The following is an 18,537-nucleotide window of genomic DNA, read 5'->3' as shown; positions in this document are numbered from 1 at the left end:
CACCTATCCAAAACGCCCCGTAATATAATCTTGCGTCCGTTGCTCTTTTGGTGAGGTAAAGATCATTTCAGTCGCACCAACTTCTACCAAATGCCCTAAATGAAACATAGCCGTATATTGAGAAACACGTGCAGCCTGTTGCATGGAATGCGTTACGATAACAATTGTATAATTTTGCCGTAACGCATCGATAAGCTCTTCAATCCGTGCTGTCGCAATAGGATCAAGAGCTGAACATGGCTCATCCATCAAAATAACTTCAGGACTAACCGCAATAGCACGTGCAATACACAAACGCTGTTGTTGTCCCCCTGATAAACTTGTTCCAAGATCATGAAGGCGGTCTTTCACTTCTTCAAACAAACCTGCCTGCCTCAAACTCTTTTCAACGACATCATGCAATTCAGAGCGTGTTTTAACTAAACCATGAATGCGTGGACCATACGCAACATTCTCAAATATAGATTTTGGAAAAGGGCTGGGCTTTTGAAAAACCATTCCAACACGAGCGCGCAATTCTACAACATCAATCCGTGTGTCATAAATATTCTCCCCATCTAAGGTAATAAGACCAGTTGTTTTAGCGCCTTCAATCGTATCATTCATACGGTTAAAACAACGCAAAAAAGTTGACTTTCCGCATCCTGATGGACCAATCAAAGCAGTTACTTGATGTTCAGGAATATCAAGTGTAATACCGTGGAGTGCTTCTTTATCTCCGTAAGAAACCTTCACATCCTGACCGCGCATTTTAATCTTCATTACAAAAATTCACCTTACAAAAATCTTATCAAAGCTGTTGTTTTATTAAAATTACTGGCGGCGTTCAAATCGTCGACGTAAAAAAACCGCAGAAATATTCATGATCGCAAGAAAAATCATCAATACAATAATAGCACCTGATGTCTTTTCAACAAAAGCACGCTCTGCTTCACCCGCCCACATAAAAATTTGAACAGGCAAAGCCGTTGCTGGATCCATGGGGGTCGTAGGAATATTAACAACAAAAGCAACCATTCCAATCAAAAGCAAAGGAGCTGTTTCACCCAAAGCCTGAGCGACTCCAATAATTGTGCCTGTCAAAATGCCAGGCGCAGCTAAAGGAACAACATGATGAAAAATCATTTGTGTTTTTGATGCTCCCAACCCCAAAGCTGCTGCACGAATAGAGAGAGGAACAGCACGCAGAGCAGAACGTGTTGCAATAATGATCGTGGGAAGAGTCATGAGCGCTAAAACAAGACCACCAACAAAAGAGGCTGAACGTGGTAATCCTAAAAAATTAACAAAAAAAGAGAGTCCTAAAAGACCAAACACAATTGAAGGAACAGCTGCAAGATTATTGATATTAACCTCTATAAAATCTGTAAATTTATTTTTGCGTGCATATTCTTCTAAATAAAGAGCCGTTGCTATACCTATTGGAAGTGAAACTAATAAAACGATGCCTATCATATAAAGAGAACCAATGATCGCAACACCTAATCCCGCAGTCTCAGGACGACTTGAAGCGCCAAATGTAAAAAAACCAATATTAAATGTTTTATAAAGCGTACCATCATGCGCTAAACGCTTTATCCATTCTATTTGTCGATTAGAAACTTTACGGTTTTTTTCTGCTACACGCAAATCAATCTGTCCCTTATAAGCAGAATCAATATCCGCAGATGCCAAAACTTTAACTTTTTGCATTGTGCCAATCAGTTTTGGATTTTTTGTCACCATTTCACGCAGTTGAACACGGACACCATTCGAAAACATACGGTTAACGTCTCGAAGAGAGGCTCGATCATTTTGATTGATATTAAGTTTCTTTGCTAAAGCATTGCGTACAAGAAGTGGATAATTCGCCGTCATGAGCACTTGTGGTTTTGTTTTACGTTGACCACTTGGATCAATGATCTTTTCATCCAAATAAATCGACAATGTCATTTCACTTTGAAAAAAAGCTGTATAACCCTGACTAATGATAGACCATAAAAGCGCAAATAAAAAAAACAAACCAATAAAAATGGCAATCAAACCATAGGCACGAAAACGACGTTCAGCCCAATACCGACGATTGAGACTAATATTGCGACGAGGAAAAAAATCTTCATTCATTCATATTGTTCCCGATATTTACGCACAATATAAAGAGCTAGAATATTCATCAAAAGTGTCATAACAAAGAGCGTCATCCCTAAGGCAAAAGCCACCAGAGTTTGTGGAGAATTAAACTCAAAATCACCGGTCAATTGATTAACAATCTTAACAGTCATCGTAGTCATTGCTTCAAAAGGATTGAGTGTTAAGTTTGCTGCAACACCTGCCGCCAAAACCACAATCATTGTTTCTCCAATTGCACGCGATGCCGTCAACAAAATGGCCCCCATAATCCCTGGAAGCGCTGCTGGTATAACAACTTTTTTAATTGTTTCAGATTGCGTTGCGCCTAAACCATAAGAACCTTCACGTAAAATGCGTGGAACAGCCGTAATAACATCATCCGATAAAGAGGAAACAAAAGGTATCAACATAATTCCCATCACAACTCCAGCGGTCAAAACACTTTGTGCCATAATAAAACTAACCCCGTCTGAGAGAGAAGCAGAAAGATCACGTAAAAATGGTCCCACAACCTTCAAAGCAAAAAAGCCATAAACAATCGTTGGAATGCCAGCAAGAACTTCTAACAATGGTTTTACAATTGCTCGCAATCGCGCAGAAGCATACTCCGCCATATAAAGAGCTGAAAATAGTCCTATAGGTACAGCAAAAAGCATGGCAACAAATGCAATATAAAGCGTACCAGCAAGAAGCGGTATTAAACCAAATTGTCCTACTTCATCGCTGGAACCGCTCGCGGAAAAACGCGGATCCCAAACTGTTCCTAAAAAGAAATTTGAAAAGGATACAGACTGAAAAAAGCTCACTGTCTGAAAAAGCATAGAAAGCGCAATGGCTATTGTTGTCAAGACTGCAACAATAGATGCACAAATCAATCCAATAATAATAAAAGATTCAACCTTATTACGCGCACGTTGATGAGGCGCAATTTGCATCATTCCACAGATAAAACCAAAGGACGCAATAGCAAAAAGGAAAACATAACCTATAAATTTAAGCTTTTCAGAAGAAAATACCCACGACTGTGCTATTTTGAACACATCATCTGATGCTTCATCGGGTAAAATCAATCCCTTCGCGAGTAATTGTGCCTGCACTTCCTTATAGGAAGCGGTAGAAAGATTCCCCTCAAAACGATGAATCTTTTTGACGAGACTTCGAAGTGTCTCCCAAAGTAGATCGTGATTTACAAGCTCTGTTACATGCGCACTATACGCCCCCAGCTCTCGAGAAGCATTATATTCTAAATAAATTGTACTCCCAGCATCCCAAACAATTACAAAAATAAAAGCTGGAATAACAGTAATCAAAAATGTCCACCAGCCATAATAATACGCACGAGAATGCATTTTATGTTGTCTGTATTCAAGAATGCGTGCTCGCATATAAGAAATACAAAAGCCACAAAATCCAAAAATCAATAATAGCAAAACAATGAAGGAAATGCGCATTTTATCTTTCAGTTTTTATAAAAAAATAGCACCCAAATTTCCTATCTCAGAAATCCAACAAATTTTCCCTGCAAATTATTTCAATGTCATTACTCGACCAGCAGAAAAATCAGAACGCTGTGCTTGACGTTCCTTTTCAGGAGAAACAATCAAACCATATTCAGCCAAAGGACCCTCTGGACCAATCATTTGATCAGAAAGAAAAAAATCAACATACTCTCGCAAACCTGAAATAATACCTAAATGTGCTTTCTTAATATAGAAAAAAAGCGGACGAGAAACTGGATATTGTCCACTAGAAATCGTCTCAACTGTTGGCGCAAAACCGTTAATATCGGCAACCTTTAGCCTATCAGCATTATTTTGATAAAACGACAAACCAAAAATACCAACCCCTGTTTTATTAGAAGTTAGACGCGCAAATGTTTCAGAATAATCACCATCAATATCAACCGCTTTTCCATCCTTACGTACCGCAATACAAGCAGTGTGTATCTCCTTATCATCCATTCCTAAAGACTTCATCACCTCAACTGCCCCACTCTCTTTACACCCCTTAGTAAGTAATTTTTCCTCAAAAACTTCACGTGTCCCATGCTTCTCTCCAGGAATATACGCTGCTATCGTCCAATCAGGAAGAGCACTATTAACTGCACTCCATTTCAAAACATTATTCGGTTGCAACTTTCCGTCTATAATAATTCGAGCAGCAAGGGCTTTATAAACATCTACTGGCTGTAATTTCCAATCAGGCCCCTTAATATCAGTTGCAAAAACAATGCCATCATACCCAATACGTATTTCCTCAACATCTTTTACACCAGCATCAAAACAAGACTGTAATTCACTCGGTTTCATTGCTCGCGAAGCATTAACAATATCAACAGTGTTCTCCCCAATACCACGGCAGAATTCCTTAATACCAGCTCCTGTTCCTCCCGATTCGATAACAGGAACCTTAAAATGGGGATAAATTTCTCCAAATGTTTCAGCAACAATCTTTTGATAAGGTAAAACTGTAGATGAACCAGTAATCTGTATTTGATCGCGCGCATTGCCTCCATTTGCTGACAGCAGTAGCGCAAAAATCAATCCCACTCCAATTGATAATACTTTGTTCATCTATAAACTCCCTAAAAATTGAAAACAAAGCCTCTTAATTTATATCATACGGTCATTCTAGTTCACATTTGCAACATAACAAATATAAAAAACAACATGGATCATTTTTTTAAAACCATGTTTTTGTCCTCTGTCAAATAAATTCATTTGAACGCTTGAACTCAATAACATCCCAAAACAAATGAGCAACATCTATACCGCAGAAGCGTTTAATTTCACGAATTCCCGTAGGAGACGTCACATTAATTTCTGTTATATAATCTCCAATCACATCAATCCCCACAAAAAGAAGACCGCGTTCCTTTAAGGCTGGACCAATGCGTTCACAAATTTCATAATCACGTTTTGTTAACTCCACATTTTCCGCACGACCTCCAACATGCATATTAGAGCGCACATCTGTTTCTGTCGGAATTCGATTAATAGCTCCAACAGGTGTACCATCAAGCAAAATAATCCTTTTATCTCCTTTTCGTACTGCCTCTAAATAGCGCTGAACAATAAAAGGTTCGTGATAAATTTCTGCAAATATTTCCAACAATGATGCTAAATTGCGATCATCTTGTTTTAAATAAAAAATACCAGCGCCCCCATTTCCATAAAGTGGTTTAACAATAATATCGCCAAATGTCTCTCTAAAAGCTGTTATTTCTTCAATATCTTTGGTAATTAATGTTTCTGGCATCAGATCAGAAAATTCAGTAACAAAAATTTTTTCTGGACTGTTGCGTACCCATGCCGGATCATTCACAACGAGTGTTTTAGGATGAATACGTTCTAACAAATGAGTTGTTGTGATATAATTGAGATTAAAAGGTGGATCTTGGCGTAAAAGAACCACATCCATATCTGTTAATTCCGTACGAACAGGCTTTTCTAATCGATAGTGGCTTCCCTCTTTATCATGTACAATCAATGGCTCTAGTCGTGCAATCACACAACCATCGTATAGAGATAAACGATCTGGTGTATAATGGAAGAGAGAGTGTCCACGTTCTTGGGCTGCTAAAGCGAGTGCAAATGTCGTATCTCCTTGAATCCGAACTGTTGAAATATGATCCATCTGAATGGCAATTTTCATAAATAAATCCTCTCTATCCTAAAAGCAGACTGGTCTATGCATCATAAACTTAGTAAACAATAAAAGAACTATGACAAGAGAAAATTTATGACACAAGAAACAGATATAAAATTAAACAACAAAGAAATCGAACGCTATGCACGCCACATCATTTTGCCTGAAATTGGTGGTGCAGGGCAACAAAAGCTAAAAAAAGCACGTGTTCTTGTTGTAGGCGCTGGTGGTCTTGGTGCTCCTGTCTTAACCTATTTGGCTGCCGCAGGTGTTGGAACTCTTGGAATTGTCGATAACGACATCGTTTCACTTTCCAATTTACAACGCCAAGTTATTCATAAAACAAATGCAATCAAAAAAAGTAAAACAGACAGTGCTGAAACCACTATAAAAGCAATAAATCCCCATGTTATAGTTGAAAAACACACCCTACGCTTAGACAAAAGTAATGTGGATAAACTGCTCAATGCTTACCACATCATTGTTGATGGAAGTGATAATTTTACGACACGCTATCTTCTTGCTGATCACGCTGCCCAATGTAAAAAACCTTTAATAAGTGGTGCTGTAGAACGTTTTAATGGCTCATTAACCGTCCTTATGCCATATAAAGACAATAATCCTCACTATCGCGATTTATTCCCCACCTCTCCAGCTCACGGGACTATCCCAACATGCGCTGAAACTGGAATCATCGGTGTTTTACCTGGCGTTATTGGAACCCTACAAGCAATGGAAGTTATTAAAATGATCACAAACATCGGAGAGCCATTAGTAGGAAAGATTCTTCTCTATAATGGATTATTAGCGCAATTTAATATTATTACTTATAAACGCTCAAATTATAAAGAAAATACCATAGTTATTAAGGAGCTTGGAGAATCATGATTATGTCCTCTCTTCCACTAATTTTTAGCACTCTCGCAATATGTATTGAAATACTAATTATTTTATCGCAAGTCATCGAAACATTGTAACCAATGAAACCTATTAAATTTATCACAAATATGGCAAACCTTTTGTGAAAAAATAATTCTCTATAATGGATTATCATCATAATTTCATGTCATCGTCTATAAATGGACAGAGACTCGTTGGAACGTAGCTGCTATCAGTATTCTTGTGTAAAAAATTTTCGACGTAGATAAAAATACAATCAGCAGAACTCTATTCAACTATTTTACTATTCACACATAAAAATTGTTTCACATGAAAGTGCTTACTTCAAACCATAACCTATAAATAAATAATCTAAGTCATATTTTAGTGATCGATACTATAAAAGGTCAATGATCTGTCCATACATCTCTAACCTCAAGAGAAAACGTCTATTCATCGAGCATCATAAAATGCAGCTTAGGATTATTGCACGTATAAGAACAATCAATTGTCTCTGTTCATAAGAAAAATACATGGGAATTGATGTAAAAGTACATAGGGATTGATGTGTATAGAAGGATTGAGATAAACTTCATGGAGAGCTTTAATTACATAATTATTGCATTCAGAAGCAGAAAGCTGCGGCTCATGAATTGATAATCCTTCAGCAATAATTTCACAGACAAGTATATGTAGAAAAAGTGAAGCACACAAATCTTGAAAACCAATCCGCAGATGACAGCGTAAAGAGTGCATTTTTATATAAGAGCTCTTTTTATAAAACTATGAAACTAAAATTACAAAAAAATCAGACTTCTTTCTAAAGTTAACATCTATGGTATAAGTTAATTTGGCTCGTTCGCTTTATTATTATCCATTGGTAAAGGAACAGGATGATCGGATAAACTGCGTAAATAAAGCAAAAGATCGGCACGATCTTGGTCATTTTTAATTCCACGAAAAGACATAATAGTCCCAGGAAAAGCTTCACGTGGAGAACGTAGATAACGATCCAAAGTGATAAAATCCCATTTTTGATCAGAATGAGCACGCAATGCCCGTGAATAAGCAAAACCTGCTGCTGATGCCAAAGGGCGGTCAACAATCTTCCAGAGAACTGGACCAACACGCCCTGCTTCATTGCGTCCAGAAGTATGGCATATGGCACATTGGCGAAAAATTTTACGGCCATTTTCAAAATTGCCTTGTTGAAGGCGGCTATTTAGTGATAGAGAAACATCAGGTGCTTTTTGTTTTTCTTGAAATATATCATTCTTGGCAACTGTATGATGATATTGGACTGATGTAGGATGATCGTAAACTATATTGCTGAGTGTGAAAATCCCCACAATAGCAACCAGCACACATAAACAAGCACAAATAAAATAAATAAATCTCGGGCGATTCATAAAAACTCAAATGTTCACGGTTTCATTACCATTTTTAGTTTAAGCTTTTTCTTTATAACACACAATATCATAAATGCATCACAGATGACATTGGGAATCTTACAATGGCTCTTGAACCAATTATTCTTATTCCTGCCCGTATGGGCTCAACCCGTCTTCCTCAAAAAGCTCTCGCTGAAATTGGCGGAAAACCGATGATTGTTCATGTCGCAGAACAAGCCAAAAAAGCTGGAATAGGACGTACAATCGTTGCAACAGATCATAATGATATCGCTAAAGCTGTTGCAGATTATGGGCATGAATATATCATAACACGAGGTGATCATAAGTCTGGATCTGATCGTATTTATGAAGCTTTAGTGCGCATTGATCCTGAACAACGCTACAACGCCATTTTAAATATACAAGGTGACCTACCAACAATCATGCCTCGTGAAATCATTCGTGCACTACGCCCTTTAGAAAATAGCTTTACTGATATTGCAACCTTGGGTGCTCAAATCATTGAAGAAAATGAAACAAGAGATCCCAACGTTGTCAAAATCATTGGTACACCGCTTTCTCAAAATCGCCTTCGTGCTCTTTACTTTACGCGCGCCAAAGCACCTTATGGAGAGGGTCCTCTTTATCACCATATTGGAATATACGCCTATAGGCGCGAAGCACTTGAGAAATTTGTATCATTCAAACCCTCACCACTTGAGAAACGTGAAAAACTTGAACAATTACGTGCATTAGAAAACAATATGCGTATTGATGTGGAAATAGTCGATACAATTCCCTTAGGTGTAGATACACAACATGATCTCGATAGAGTTTGTGAGATTTTAGCATGAAAATACTAAAAAAAACTAATAAAATTTCTTTCCAAGGAGAATACGGCGCTAATTCCCATATTGCTTGCTCCAATATGTTCCCCAATATGGATGCTGTTCCCTCTGCTACTTTCGAAGACGCCCTTAATTTAGTGGAAAGCGGGAAAGCTGATCTTGCTATGATCCCTATTGAAAATACCCTTGCGGGACGCGTTGCAGACATTCATCATCTTTTACCGCAGTCATCTCTTTATATTATTGATGAATATTTTTTACCTATCCATTTTCAACTCATGGTTTTGCCCGGCGTTACACATGACGAAATTAAAACCGTCCACAGCCATACGCATGCCCTTGCACAATGCCGAAAAATCATACGAAACAACGGTTGGAAACCTGTTGTTTCTGCTGACACCGCTGGAGCTGCAAAATTTATTAAAAAAAATGCTAAACGTTCACAGGCTGCCTTAGCACCTTTAATCGCAGCAGAACTCTATGGACTTGATATTCTTGAAAGAGATGTTGAAGATAACCCTCATAATATTACCCGTTTTGTCATCCTTTCACGCTCCAAACGGCATGTCCCCAAACCTCAAAATGGCGAAAAAATCATCACCAGTCTTCTTTTTCGAGTGCGCAATGTCCCCGCTGCTCTCTATAAAGCTATGGGAGGATTTGCAACGAATGGTATCAATATGACAAAATTAGAAAGCTATCAAATTGGTGGAAATTTCAATGCAACACAATTCTTTGTTGATATTGAAGGACATCCTGAAGACCCGATGATGAAACTTGCCTTAGAAGAATTATCTTTCTTTTCTGCAGAACTGCGTATTATCGGTACTTATCCAGCACAAAACGATCGAACATCGTATATATAAAAGCAATTAAGCTGCCATCATTTTTATTGATATCAAAAAACATCATAAAAATTTCATAATGCACCCCATCTTGAAAGGGCTCGTTTTTTTCTACTCAACACCCTTCATAAACACTGAAGAAGAAAAAATAGCTCGTAATAGAATATATAAATTATTTTCATAATATTTTCTCACAAATTATATCATGATAAACCGCAATTCAATTCGTATAAAAACCAGTGTAAAAAACACAGTAACCAAAAATAAAAACGCTTGTACCATCTATTTCCCTTTATATATTCAAAGAGAGCTTCTTGAGAAAAGTCATTTCCTCTGACAATTTATTCCAATAAAGATAACGAACTTCTAAATTAGCTCTCAAAATAATTCAAATTATTATATATAATAGAGCATTCAAATCTTTTAGATTAATATCATTCTAAACATGGTTTAAAACTAGAAAATGCAACTTAGCCCTGTTTTTAGCGTTAAGTTTGAGCTTTTATCTTTATAAAAATTGATTTATGATTCACCTCACTTTAGAAAAAGGAGAGGATAATGAAAAAAATCTTCATGCAAGGATTATTAGCCGCAAATATTCTCGCCTACTCTAGTGTTGCGTTTGCTGGCTTTGGTGAGAAAAAATGGAATTTTGGGCTGGATGAAAGTGTTGTGATCATACCATCCGATATAATCCATCAAGGAGCTGAATACTCTTGTAGTATCTTTGAACCGAAGAAAGTATCCTTTACTTTATCGTACTCTAACCCTTCTGATTTAAACAAATTGAGAATTGCTGTTGATGATGAAAAAAAAATAACCCATGATAAAGAAAAGAAGATCTTTATCCTAAAAAATATAAAATCTCTTCATATAAGTTTTCCTTCGTCAGGACATTATATTTTTAAAAATATTACGAAGAAAAAAGTTGTTGGAACAAATTGTGACACAGGAGATTATGATTAACAATATTTCTATAACATCTAAATTTGAGTAGAGTTATTCTTTTTTTCAGGCGTTTTTTTCAAAATACGGCATAATGAGCTACTAAAACTAATCGCTGAAGAGGTATTTTATCCTAATATGACAAACCTTAAGCTGCTTATAAGGTTAGATATTAAAGAACTTTTGCGAAAACTAAAAGACTAAACTTAAATTGTTCTGTATTTTCTACTATCAGAGCTATTTTTTTAATAAGAATATAACTTCTATCTTCGCAACTGCTTTATTTTAAGTACTATAAAGCACATCGTACCCAAATCACTTAGATAAACAGAAAAGTAAAATTTGCATCTACAGATGCATTCCTCACTGCACTTTAAGTCATACTCATTCAGCTTTTTATAAAAATTTATCTCGCTTTTCCCTCCTTATTAAAGAATATAATTATTTGAAACTATAAAATGTCGCTTATATCGAATAAGAACCATTTTTATGCTTATAAAATCATTACCCCCTTATTTCTATAGCGTTTAATGTTGCATCTTCTCTTGCTGAGTACAATCCCTTAAAAATATATGAAATCTTTTCTCAAATAATGGAAATTCATATATTGATCCATTTTGTGATGAACATCAATGTTTTTTAATTAAAAGAACAAGCATGCAAAAAAAGAGCGATAACATTTACTTAGTATTTATATTCATATATGTTAAAAGCAAAAATATTACATATTTGATATTCTCATTCACTATAGAAATGAAGTGGTTCTCTTGTACGATATTTAAGATATTGACTTATCATTATAAGAGTTCGATTTTTTATAATGAATTACAACCACGAATAAAGTAAGATTCTCTCATCTTAAATCTCATATTGAAATCAATTAAATTTGTTTCCTTGAAAGTTACAAATGAAAGTGATGTGTGAGTAAAAACGATTAAAAAAGGAATAAAAATGCTTCTTATAAAGCCTCTCAAGTGCAAGGGATCGCAACATTGGGAGTTGTTAAGTAGTATGAGGGCTAAAATTTATACTTTTATTAAGCATAAAGAGGATAGTGCACAATGGATTTATACCTCAAGGGAAGCATATATACTATTTATGAGTGGAGTTTGAAATATAGTTAAGAGTATTGAACAATAGCTCTTTAAAAAGCCTGTGAATGTACAACATTAAATGTATTATGTTTGGGATGTTTTGTATAGAGGAGCAACACCATTAAAGCAATATTTTATAATTATTTAAATAGCACTCTTCCCCCTAACTTTCGAATGTTAGCCAATTACATGATCTATATACTTTATTTGCCTTTTTTATCGTTGCAAATTTTTAATCATTCAATTTCGTAGTTTTAGAACAGGCGTATCTATCCTAAAACTCTTATATGTTTCAGCGAATGAGAATAATTATACATTCAGACGATCTTAAGCGAAAAGATATTTTCATACCAAATAAATATGAAGAGCTACTGCTATAAAAACTGGTAAATCCACAATCTCTTTGTTGTTTATATGTCAATAAATTAAACGCAAAGGAAAATTCTTCGTCTTTCTTAGGATATTTTTCGTTTCTGAGCTTGATTTTTCATTCCAAATCGACAATATGAACTTGGGAGGTTGGTGGTGGACGAACTACTCGCCAACTGGGTCAGGTCTGGAAAGAAGCAGCCCCAACGAGTTCTGGTACGGGTCATCGTTCCAACCTCCTATTTTGCTGAAGAAATTATTTTTATGCTGTCTTTTAGCGAGGTATTTTTAATCTTCAGAGCGGCATTTGTATGCAGCAAATAAAGGGATTTGGTTATTTTAAACAAATTGTCCCATAAATAATTTGATTAAGAAAAAATCCTTTTATATGAGACTACAGTATTGATCTATGCTTTTGTATTATCAAAATGTACGCATAAAAAACTTCGAAGTTGGAAATATTCATGGAAAATTTACCGGTAGAAACAGCCTATCGTGTTCTTGCTCGTAAATATCGACCCCAAAACTTCTCTGACCTCATTGGTCAGGAAGCTATGGTGCGTACTCTCACCAACGCCTTTGAAAAAGGTCGTATTGCACAAGCGTGGATGTTAACAGGGATTCGTGGCGTAGGTAAAACCACAACAGCACGTATTTTGGCACGTGCGCTTAATTATAAAACAAAAGATATTGACCAACCAACAACTGTATTGGACTCTCTTGGTGAACATTGCACACAAATTATCGAAGGGCGCCATATTGATGTTATAGAAATGGATGCCGCTTCTCATACGGGCATTGATGATATTCGTGAAATTATTGAACAAATACGCTATCGTCCTGTTTCTGCACGCTATAAAGTTTATATTATCGATGAAGTACATATGCTCTCAACACAAGCCTTTAATGGTTTATTGAAAACTCTTGAAGAACCACCTTCCCATGTGAAATTTATTTTTGCCACAACAGAAATTCGCAAAGTTCCTATTACAATTCTTTCGCGTTGCCAACGTTTTGATTTGCGACGTATTGAATCAAAAGCTTTGAGTGCACATTTGCGCCAAATTGCGAAATATGAAAAGGTAGAAGTAGAAGATCAAGCACTCTCTATGATTGCCCGTGCTGCAGAAGGATCTGCACGTGATGCATTATCCATTTTTGATCAAGCAATCGCCCATAGCAATGGCAATGTTAATGCTATTGCGGTGCGTACAATGTTAGGATTAGCGGATCAAGCACGTATTATTGATCTTTTTGAATTTATCATGAAGGGCGATGTTGTCAATGCGTTACATGAATTACGCAGTCAATATGAAGCAGGTGCTGATCCTCTTACTATATTGACAGAACTAGCCGATTTTAATCATCTGGTCACACGTTTACGTTTTACACCAGAAATAGTGGAAGATTTCTCTCTGACTGAAGAACAACGTTTAAGAAGTTTAGACTTTTCAAAAAAACTTTCCGTTCCTATTTTATCCCGAAACTGGCAAATGTTACTCAAAGGTTTACAGGAAGTTAATCAAACTGCACGTCCTCTTCAAGCCGCTGAAATGCTTTTAATTCGTCTTGCTCACACGGCTGACTTACCAACTCTTGATGAGGCTTTAAAAAAGCTTACGCAAGAAAAAACGCCTCTCACACTGGTTAAAAATTCTTCTCATCAAGAATCTACAAATGCAAATAATATAACAAAAGAAACAATGGTCGGAGCCCATGCTTCCTCGAGCGTTTCAAATATATTAGCCGATCAATCAGATTTAAAAACATCTTTGAAAAACCAATTAGATCATTCCTTACAACCAGAAAATTTAGTTGAAAATCAAAACCATGACAAAATCAACGCCCAAGAAGTAACAGAAATTCTAGAAACTTCTCAATCTACTGATCTTTCTGAAAAGATTGCAAATTCATCGCATTCTGTCACGCAAAAAACAGAAAAGATTACTGAACCTAAAACTCTCGTGATTAATTCTTTGCACGATATTGTTCAATTAGCCGAACAGCATAATGACGTTCCTTTCAAACTCCTTGTTAAAGAATTTGTTCATCCTGTTTCTTTTGAAGCTGGGCATATTACCTTGAGACTTTCTGAAAATACCCCACAATTTCTTGCTCATGATATAGAAAAAAAGATATCTCAATGGACTGAAAAACGCTGGACAATAACTTTTGTTAATGAAGGAGGTGGCCCAACCTTACAGGAGGAAAGTATAGCGATTCAAAAGACTCTTTTTTCCAATGCAGAAACAGATCCTGATATCGCGAAAATCCTCAATCATTTCCCAGAAGCAAAAATTGTCGATATTCGACTCAATAAAGAAGAAAATGATCTTGATTTACTCCCCAATACCTTTAAAAATGCTAATATTTTTAAAAATAAAAATGATATCAATGATGAATAAGGATACCTATTCCTATGCGTGAAATGATGAGCATGATGAAAAAAGCTAAAGAAATGCAAGAAAAAATGCAGAAGATTCAGGAGGAAATAGCTAATCTGCAAGCTGTGGGCACTGCAGGGGGTGGTCTCGTCAATATCACTTTAAATGGCAAAAATATTATAACAGCAATTCAAATTGATCCTTCATTACTCAAACCTGAGGATGCTGAAATTCTTGAAGATCTCATTATGGCAGCTTATAATGAAGCAAGAACAAAAATCGAAGTCGCAATAGAAGAAAAAACCAAAAGTATGACGGCAGGACTACCACTCCCATCAGGTTTCAAGCTTCCATTTTAATGAAACGGATTTTTCCCGTGAGACAAAAATATGTCTAAATACATTGCAGGACCTGAGATTGAACGTCTCATTCAGATTTTATCACGGTTACCAGGTCTTGGTCCACGTTCAGCGCGTCGTGCTGCGCTGCATCTTATCAAGAAAAAGGAGACTTTGCTGGAGCCTTTAGGAGCAGCTATACAAGCAGCTATAGAAAAAGTCGGCATTTGTTCTGTTTGTGGAAATGTCGATACCATTGATCCTTGTTCAATTTGTACAGATTTGCGCCGCGATGATACAACAATCATCGTTGTTGAGGATATTGCTGATCTGTGGGCTCTTGAACGCGCAAAAACTTTAGCCGCACGTTACCATGTGTTGGGTGGACGACTCTCCCCCTTAGATGGAATAGGTCCTGACGAACTCAACATTGCCACCTTAATACAGCGTGTTGTACAAAACCCTATTACGGAAATTATTCTTGCTGTCAATGCGACTGTCGAAGGTCAAACAACTGCTCACTATATCACCGATCAGCTTTCCAATTTTCCAGTTAAAATTACACGACTTGCTCATGGTGTCCCTGTAGGAGGCGAGCTTGATTATCTTGATGACGGAACTTTAGCAGCAGCTGTACAAGCAAGAACAAATCTTTAAAAATTTCTTTCTCTTACCTGTTATTTCGTTTTATTTACTATTATTTCTTTGTATGGGGAAAATATTCAAGTGATAAAGAAAAAACTCTCACTTTTAAACGACTTTGGTCCTGGTATTCTAGTATGTTTACTCATATCAGCCTTAGCTTATGGCTTAGAAGTCGTAGAAAAACAGCTTTTTGGACAAGCTTGGCTTGAAAGCCTTGTTTTGGCAATTCTTTTAGGATCGATTATCCGTAGTTGTTTTCCTTTGCCAACATATTTTCAAAAAGGTATCACCTTTTGTGCAAAAACACTTCTCGAAATTGCTATCGTTCTTCTAGGAGCAAGCATTAGCATTAACGCAGTCCTTTCAGCTGGCTGGAATTTGCTTGCTAGTATCATATTCGTGATATTCGTAACGATTATCCTGAGCTTTGCCATCGGCCGACTTTTCGGGCTTTCTACACATTTAGCAATGCTGGTCGCTTGTGGGAATGCTATTTGTGGCAATTCAGCTATTGTCGCCGTTGCACCTGTCATAAAAGCAAAACATGACGATGTAGCCGCGTCAATTGCCTTCACTGCTCTTTTAGGAATTCTTATTATTTTATTTCTACCCTTTTTACATCCATCTCTGAATTTGTCATTTAGCCAATATGGTGTGCTTGCTGGCATGGTTGTTTATGCTGTACCACAGGTTTTAGCAGCAACAGCATCTGTCTCTTTTCTGAGTGTTCAAATTGCAACAATTGTCAAATTAGTACGGGTTCTCATGTTAGGCCCTGTTATTTTTACTCTATCAATCATTTATCGCCGATCAGCACAAACACGCTTGCGTTTACATACCCTCGTCCCATGGTTTATCATTGGCTTTATTATCATGATGCTTGTTCGCTCAAGTGGTCTTATCCCTGAAAAGGCTATCAATCCCATCAAATTTATTGCCCAGTTGTTTACTGTTATCTCAATGGCTGCACTAGGATTAGGTGTTGATATCCGATCACTAAAAAAAGCAGGATGGCGCGTCATTTTGGCTTCAACCTGCTCCATAATTATTCTCGGTATTTGTAGCCTTATCATGATACAATTAAATGATTTAAATCATATAACATTTTAAATGTGTATTGATTATTATTTTTTCAACGTAGTATGCAATCAACCCAAAGTCCTCATTATTATTAAAATCAGTTCTTTCATAAACCAGAAAAAGTTCTAAAATACTGCTCATTATTCTATACAAAAAATTGAAAGAGCTGATATTTAAGTGAAAACTGTCAAATTTGCTTTTCAGTCCATAATGATTTGCAACAGGGTAGTATCGAAATACGTAACTCATGCAAAACAATGCCATTTCTTTCATCTGCTCTCATTACGCTGAGGTTTTTATATAAAGACGGATAGAATATATTCTTATTTGGAAAAAATGTGGGGTCATAACTGTTCCTCTTTTAAATTACTTTTACTTACTATGTAATACAAGTGGCATCATCGTACTATTTGATAGCTTAAAAGTTGTGACAATCATTACATTTAAACGATTCGTGAAAGGAGTTTTTATTCTTTTCTTCAACAGTTTTGATTCATACGCTAACTCCGCTTGTAATATACAAGCTAATAACTTTAATTGTTTCACCATAAGTAGATTTAAAATAAGAGAATCTTACAATACTCAAGATACTCATTCAAAAAGTGATAAAAATAAGGATTAAATCAACATCTCGTTCTATCCCATAAAAAGATATTGTTGCTTATTGGCACTAGTAACTTTCTTACAAATGAAATATACGATAATGAAAATATTAAAAATACAGCAGGACTTTTATTTATCGTTTTATTCAACTAAAATATTTTTATGCTTATCCTTGCTATAGATACTGCTTCAATTTATTGTGCTGTTGCGCTTATTCGTCATAAATCTGTTATTGCGCGTATCAATGAGCGCATGAACAAAGGACATGCTGAAAAACTTATTGGGCAGATTACACAAATAATGACACAAGCCAATATGACGCTTGATCAAGTTGAGCGTATTGCTGTCAATATTGGACCTGGGTCATTTACTGGTGTACGTGTCGGTGTTGCAACAGCGCGCGCTTTGGCATTAGCACTTGAAATACCAGCTATTGGAGTGAGTGCTCTTGAAGCGTTAGCAGCACAAGTCATAAACAGTAAAAGTACAGCATCGGCAATTACTGTTGTCATTGAAGCAGGGAGAGGGATGTTCTACCATCAAAATTTTCATAATGATCTCACACCTTTGGGAGAGCCGGCATTAAAAACAATTGAAAATATCCTCGAAGATTTGCCAAAAAAAACCCGACTGACTGGCCCAGCTGCTGATGTCGTTGTGGAGCATGTTAAAAACCATAAAATATACGAAAAAATTGTCCTAGAAAAAATCTCCTGCGAAGCGGCTGATATTGTAAACTATGCTTATCTTGCTGCAAACAAACAATCAAAAAATTCACCTCGCCCACTCTATCTACGCAGCGCTGATGCAAAACAACAAACCAATTTTGCTTTACCACAAAAAAAATAATGCCCAAATTTTCATTGACAAAAAAGAATTTTGGAATTGCTCCGCTACAAGTTAATGATAGTGCTTCTCTTCATCAAATTCATCAGCATTGTTTTACACCTTCTTGGGAAAAACAAGCTTTTGATAATTTCTTAACAGATCACTCTATCTTCGGACACAAAGTTTTTCTCATTGATCGCTCTGATCAAATTTTAGGCTTTTGCCTATGCCGTCTCATCCTTGATGAAGCAGAAATCATCACAATTGCTGTTCATCCTCATTATCGTCAACAAGGAATTGGTACCTTTCTTATCGAAAGCACAGTTCACCATCTTCACGACAAGGGCGCCATAAAATTATTCTTGGAAGTAGAAGCCACAAATCTTTCTGCTTTGAACCTTTATCAACGCTTTGAATTTCAAAAAATTTCTGAACGTCTTGCCTACTACGCGTCAAAAAATGGTCGTGGTGATGCAATTATCATGCAAAAAACTTTTAAGCAAATAGATTGAGATTTGTGTAAAAAACATT

General features: G+C 36.4%; 16 protein-coding genes and 1 other RNA gene. 11 read left to right on the top strand and 6 right to left on the bottom strand.

All coding sequences use genetic code 11. From position 1 onward, the window contains the following. Positions 1–3: 3 nt before the first annotated feature. The 5 genes from pstB to gshB form a co-directional block, all read right to left on the bottom strand. On the bottom strand, positions 4–762 hold the full coding sequence (gene pstB / locus ACFIME_RS01095) for a phosphate ABC transporter ATP-binding protein PstB (protein WP_375611792.1): 759 nt from the start codon (positions 760–762) through the stop codon (positions 4–6). A gap of 51 nt (positions 763–813) precedes the next feature. After that, positions 814–2,103, bottom strand: a complete 1,290-nt coding sequence (pstA, locus tag ACFIME_RS01090; protein ID WP_375634578.1) for a phosphate ABC transporter permease PstA — start codon at positions 2,101–2,103, stop codon at positions 814–816. Continuing rightward, positions 2,100–3,560, bottom strand: coding sequence for a phosphate ABC transporter permease subunit PstC (gene pstC / locus ACFIME_RS01085; protein WP_375684363.1), 1,461 nt, complete (start codon positions 3,558–3,560; stop codon positions 2,100–2,102). The genes pstA and pstC overlap by 4 nt, the downstream gene beginning before the upstream one ends. Positions 3,561–3,635: 75 nt before the next feature. Beyond that, entirely contained in the window at positions 3,636–4,682 is a 1,047-nt protein-coding gene (locus ACFIME_RS01080; protein ID WP_375627631.1) for a substrate-binding domain-containing protein, read from the bottom strand. Positions 4,683–4,815: 133 nt separating this feature from the next. Continuing rightward, positions 4,816–5,763, bottom strand: a complete 948-nt coding sequence (gene gshB, locus ACFIME_RS01075; protein WP_375634580.1) for a glutathione synthase — start codon at positions 5,761–5,763, stop codon at positions 4,816–4,818. A gap of 87 nt (positions 5,764–5,850) precedes the next feature. Between gshB and ACFIME_RS01070 the strand changes: the two genes are divergently transcribed. Continuing rightward, positions 5,851–6,645: a molybdopterin-synthase adenylyltransferase MoeB gene (locus ACFIME_RS01070; RefSeq protein ID WP_375636671.1), complete on the top strand. Its 795-nt coding sequence runs from the start codon at positions 5,851–5,853 to the stop codon at positions 6,643–6,645. Between the two features lie 836 nt (positions 6,646–7,481). On the opposite strand, the gene ACFIME_RS01065 is transcribed toward ACFIME_RS01070, so the two are convergent. Then, positions 7,482–8,045 (bottom strand): c-type cytochrome, encoded by a 564-nt coding sequence (locus ACFIME_RS01065; RefSeq protein ID WP_375661907.1) that lies wholly within the window; start codon positions 8,043–8,045, stop codon positions 7,482–7,484. A 104-nt stretch (positions 8,046–8,149) separates the two neighbouring features. On the opposite strand from ACFIME_RS01065, the gene ACFIME_RS01060 reads away from it, so the two are divergent. The 10 genes from ACFIME_RS01060 (at position 8,150) to rimI (ending at position 18,518) form a co-directional block, all read left to right on the top strand. After that, on the top strand, positions 8,150–8,881 hold the full coding sequence (locus ACFIME_RS01060) for a 3-deoxy-manno-octulosonate cytidylyltransferase (RefSeq protein WP_375618030.1): 732 nt from the start codon (positions 8,150–8,152) through the stop codon (positions 8,879–8,881). Next, the gene (locus ACFIME_RS01055) at positions 8,878–9,741 is read left to right on the top strand and encodes a prephenate dehydratase (protein WP_273790573.1); all 864 of its coding nucleotides are present in this window, start codon (positions 8,878–8,880) and stop codon (positions 9,739–9,741) included. Before ACFIME_RS01060 ends, ACFIME_RS01055 begins: the two co-directional genes overlap by 4 nt. Before the next feature lie 537 nt (positions 9,742–10,278). Next, positions 10,279–10,686 (top strand): hypothetical protein, encoded by a 408-nt coding sequence (locus ACFIME_RS01050; protein ID WP_375684362.1) that lies wholly within the window; start codon positions 10,279–10,281, stop codon positions 10,684–10,686. Positions 10,687–12,273: 1,587 nt separating this feature from the next. Further along, an RNA gene (ffs, locus tag ACFIME_RS01045) (signal recognition particle sRNA small type) lies at positions 12,274–12,371 on the top strand. A 221-nt stretch (positions 12,372–12,592) separates the two neighbouring features. Then, complete coding sequence (locus tag ACFIME_RS01040) at positions 12,593–14,533, top strand: DNA polymerase III subunit gamma/tau (RefSeq protein ID WP_375661908.1); 1,941 nt, start codon at positions 12,593–12,595, stop codon at positions 14,531–14,533. 14 nt (positions 14,534–14,547) lie between these two features. Next, positions 14,548–14,871 carry a YbaB/EbfC family nucleoid-associated protein gene (locus ACFIME_RS01035; RefSeq protein ID WP_375661909.1) on the top strand — a complete coding sequence of 108 codons (324 nt, stop codon included), beginning with the start codon at positions 14,548–14,550 and terminating at the stop codon, positions 14,869–14,871. A 30-nt stretch (positions 14,872–14,901) separates the two neighbouring features. After that, the gene (recR, locus tag ACFIME_RS01030) at positions 14,902–15,507 is read left to right on the top strand and encodes a recombination mediator RecR (RefSeq protein WP_273790577.1); all 606 of its coding nucleotides are present in this window, start codon (positions 14,902–14,904) and stop codon (positions 15,505–15,507) included. 69 nt (positions 15,508–15,576) lie between these two features. Beyond that, positions 15,577–16,605, top strand: a complete 1,029-nt coding sequence (locus ACFIME_RS01025) for a YeiH family protein (RefSeq protein ID WP_375621200.1) — start codon at positions 15,577–15,579, stop codon at positions 16,603–16,605. Positions 16,606–17,340: 735 nt separating this feature from the next. Then, positions 17,341–18,027 carry a tRNA (adenosine(37)-N6)-threonylcarbamoyltransferase complex dimerization subunit type 1 TsaB gene (gene tsaB / locus ACFIME_RS01020; protein WP_375661910.1) on the top strand — a complete coding sequence of 229 codons (687 nt, stop codon included), beginning with the start codon at positions 17,341–17,343 and terminating at the stop codon, positions 18,025–18,027. Further along, the gene (gene rimI / locus ACFIME_RS01015; RefSeq protein ID WP_375633989.1) at positions 18,027–18,518 is read left to right on the top strand and encodes a ribosomal protein S18-alanine N-acetyltransferase; all 492 of its coding nucleotides are present in this window, start codon (positions 18,027–18,029) and stop codon (positions 18,516–18,518) included. The genes tsaB and rimI overlap by 1 nt, the downstream gene beginning before the upstream one ends. Positions 18,519–18,537 lie beyond the last annotated feature (19 nt).

This window comes from Bartonella sp. AP1QHHD (assembly GCF_042196265.1).
Taxonomy (GTDB): Bacteria; Pseudomonadota; Alphaproteobacteria; order Rhizobiales; family Rhizobiaceae; genus Bartonella.
This window is presented reverse-complemented; position numbering and strand designations above follow the sequence as displayed.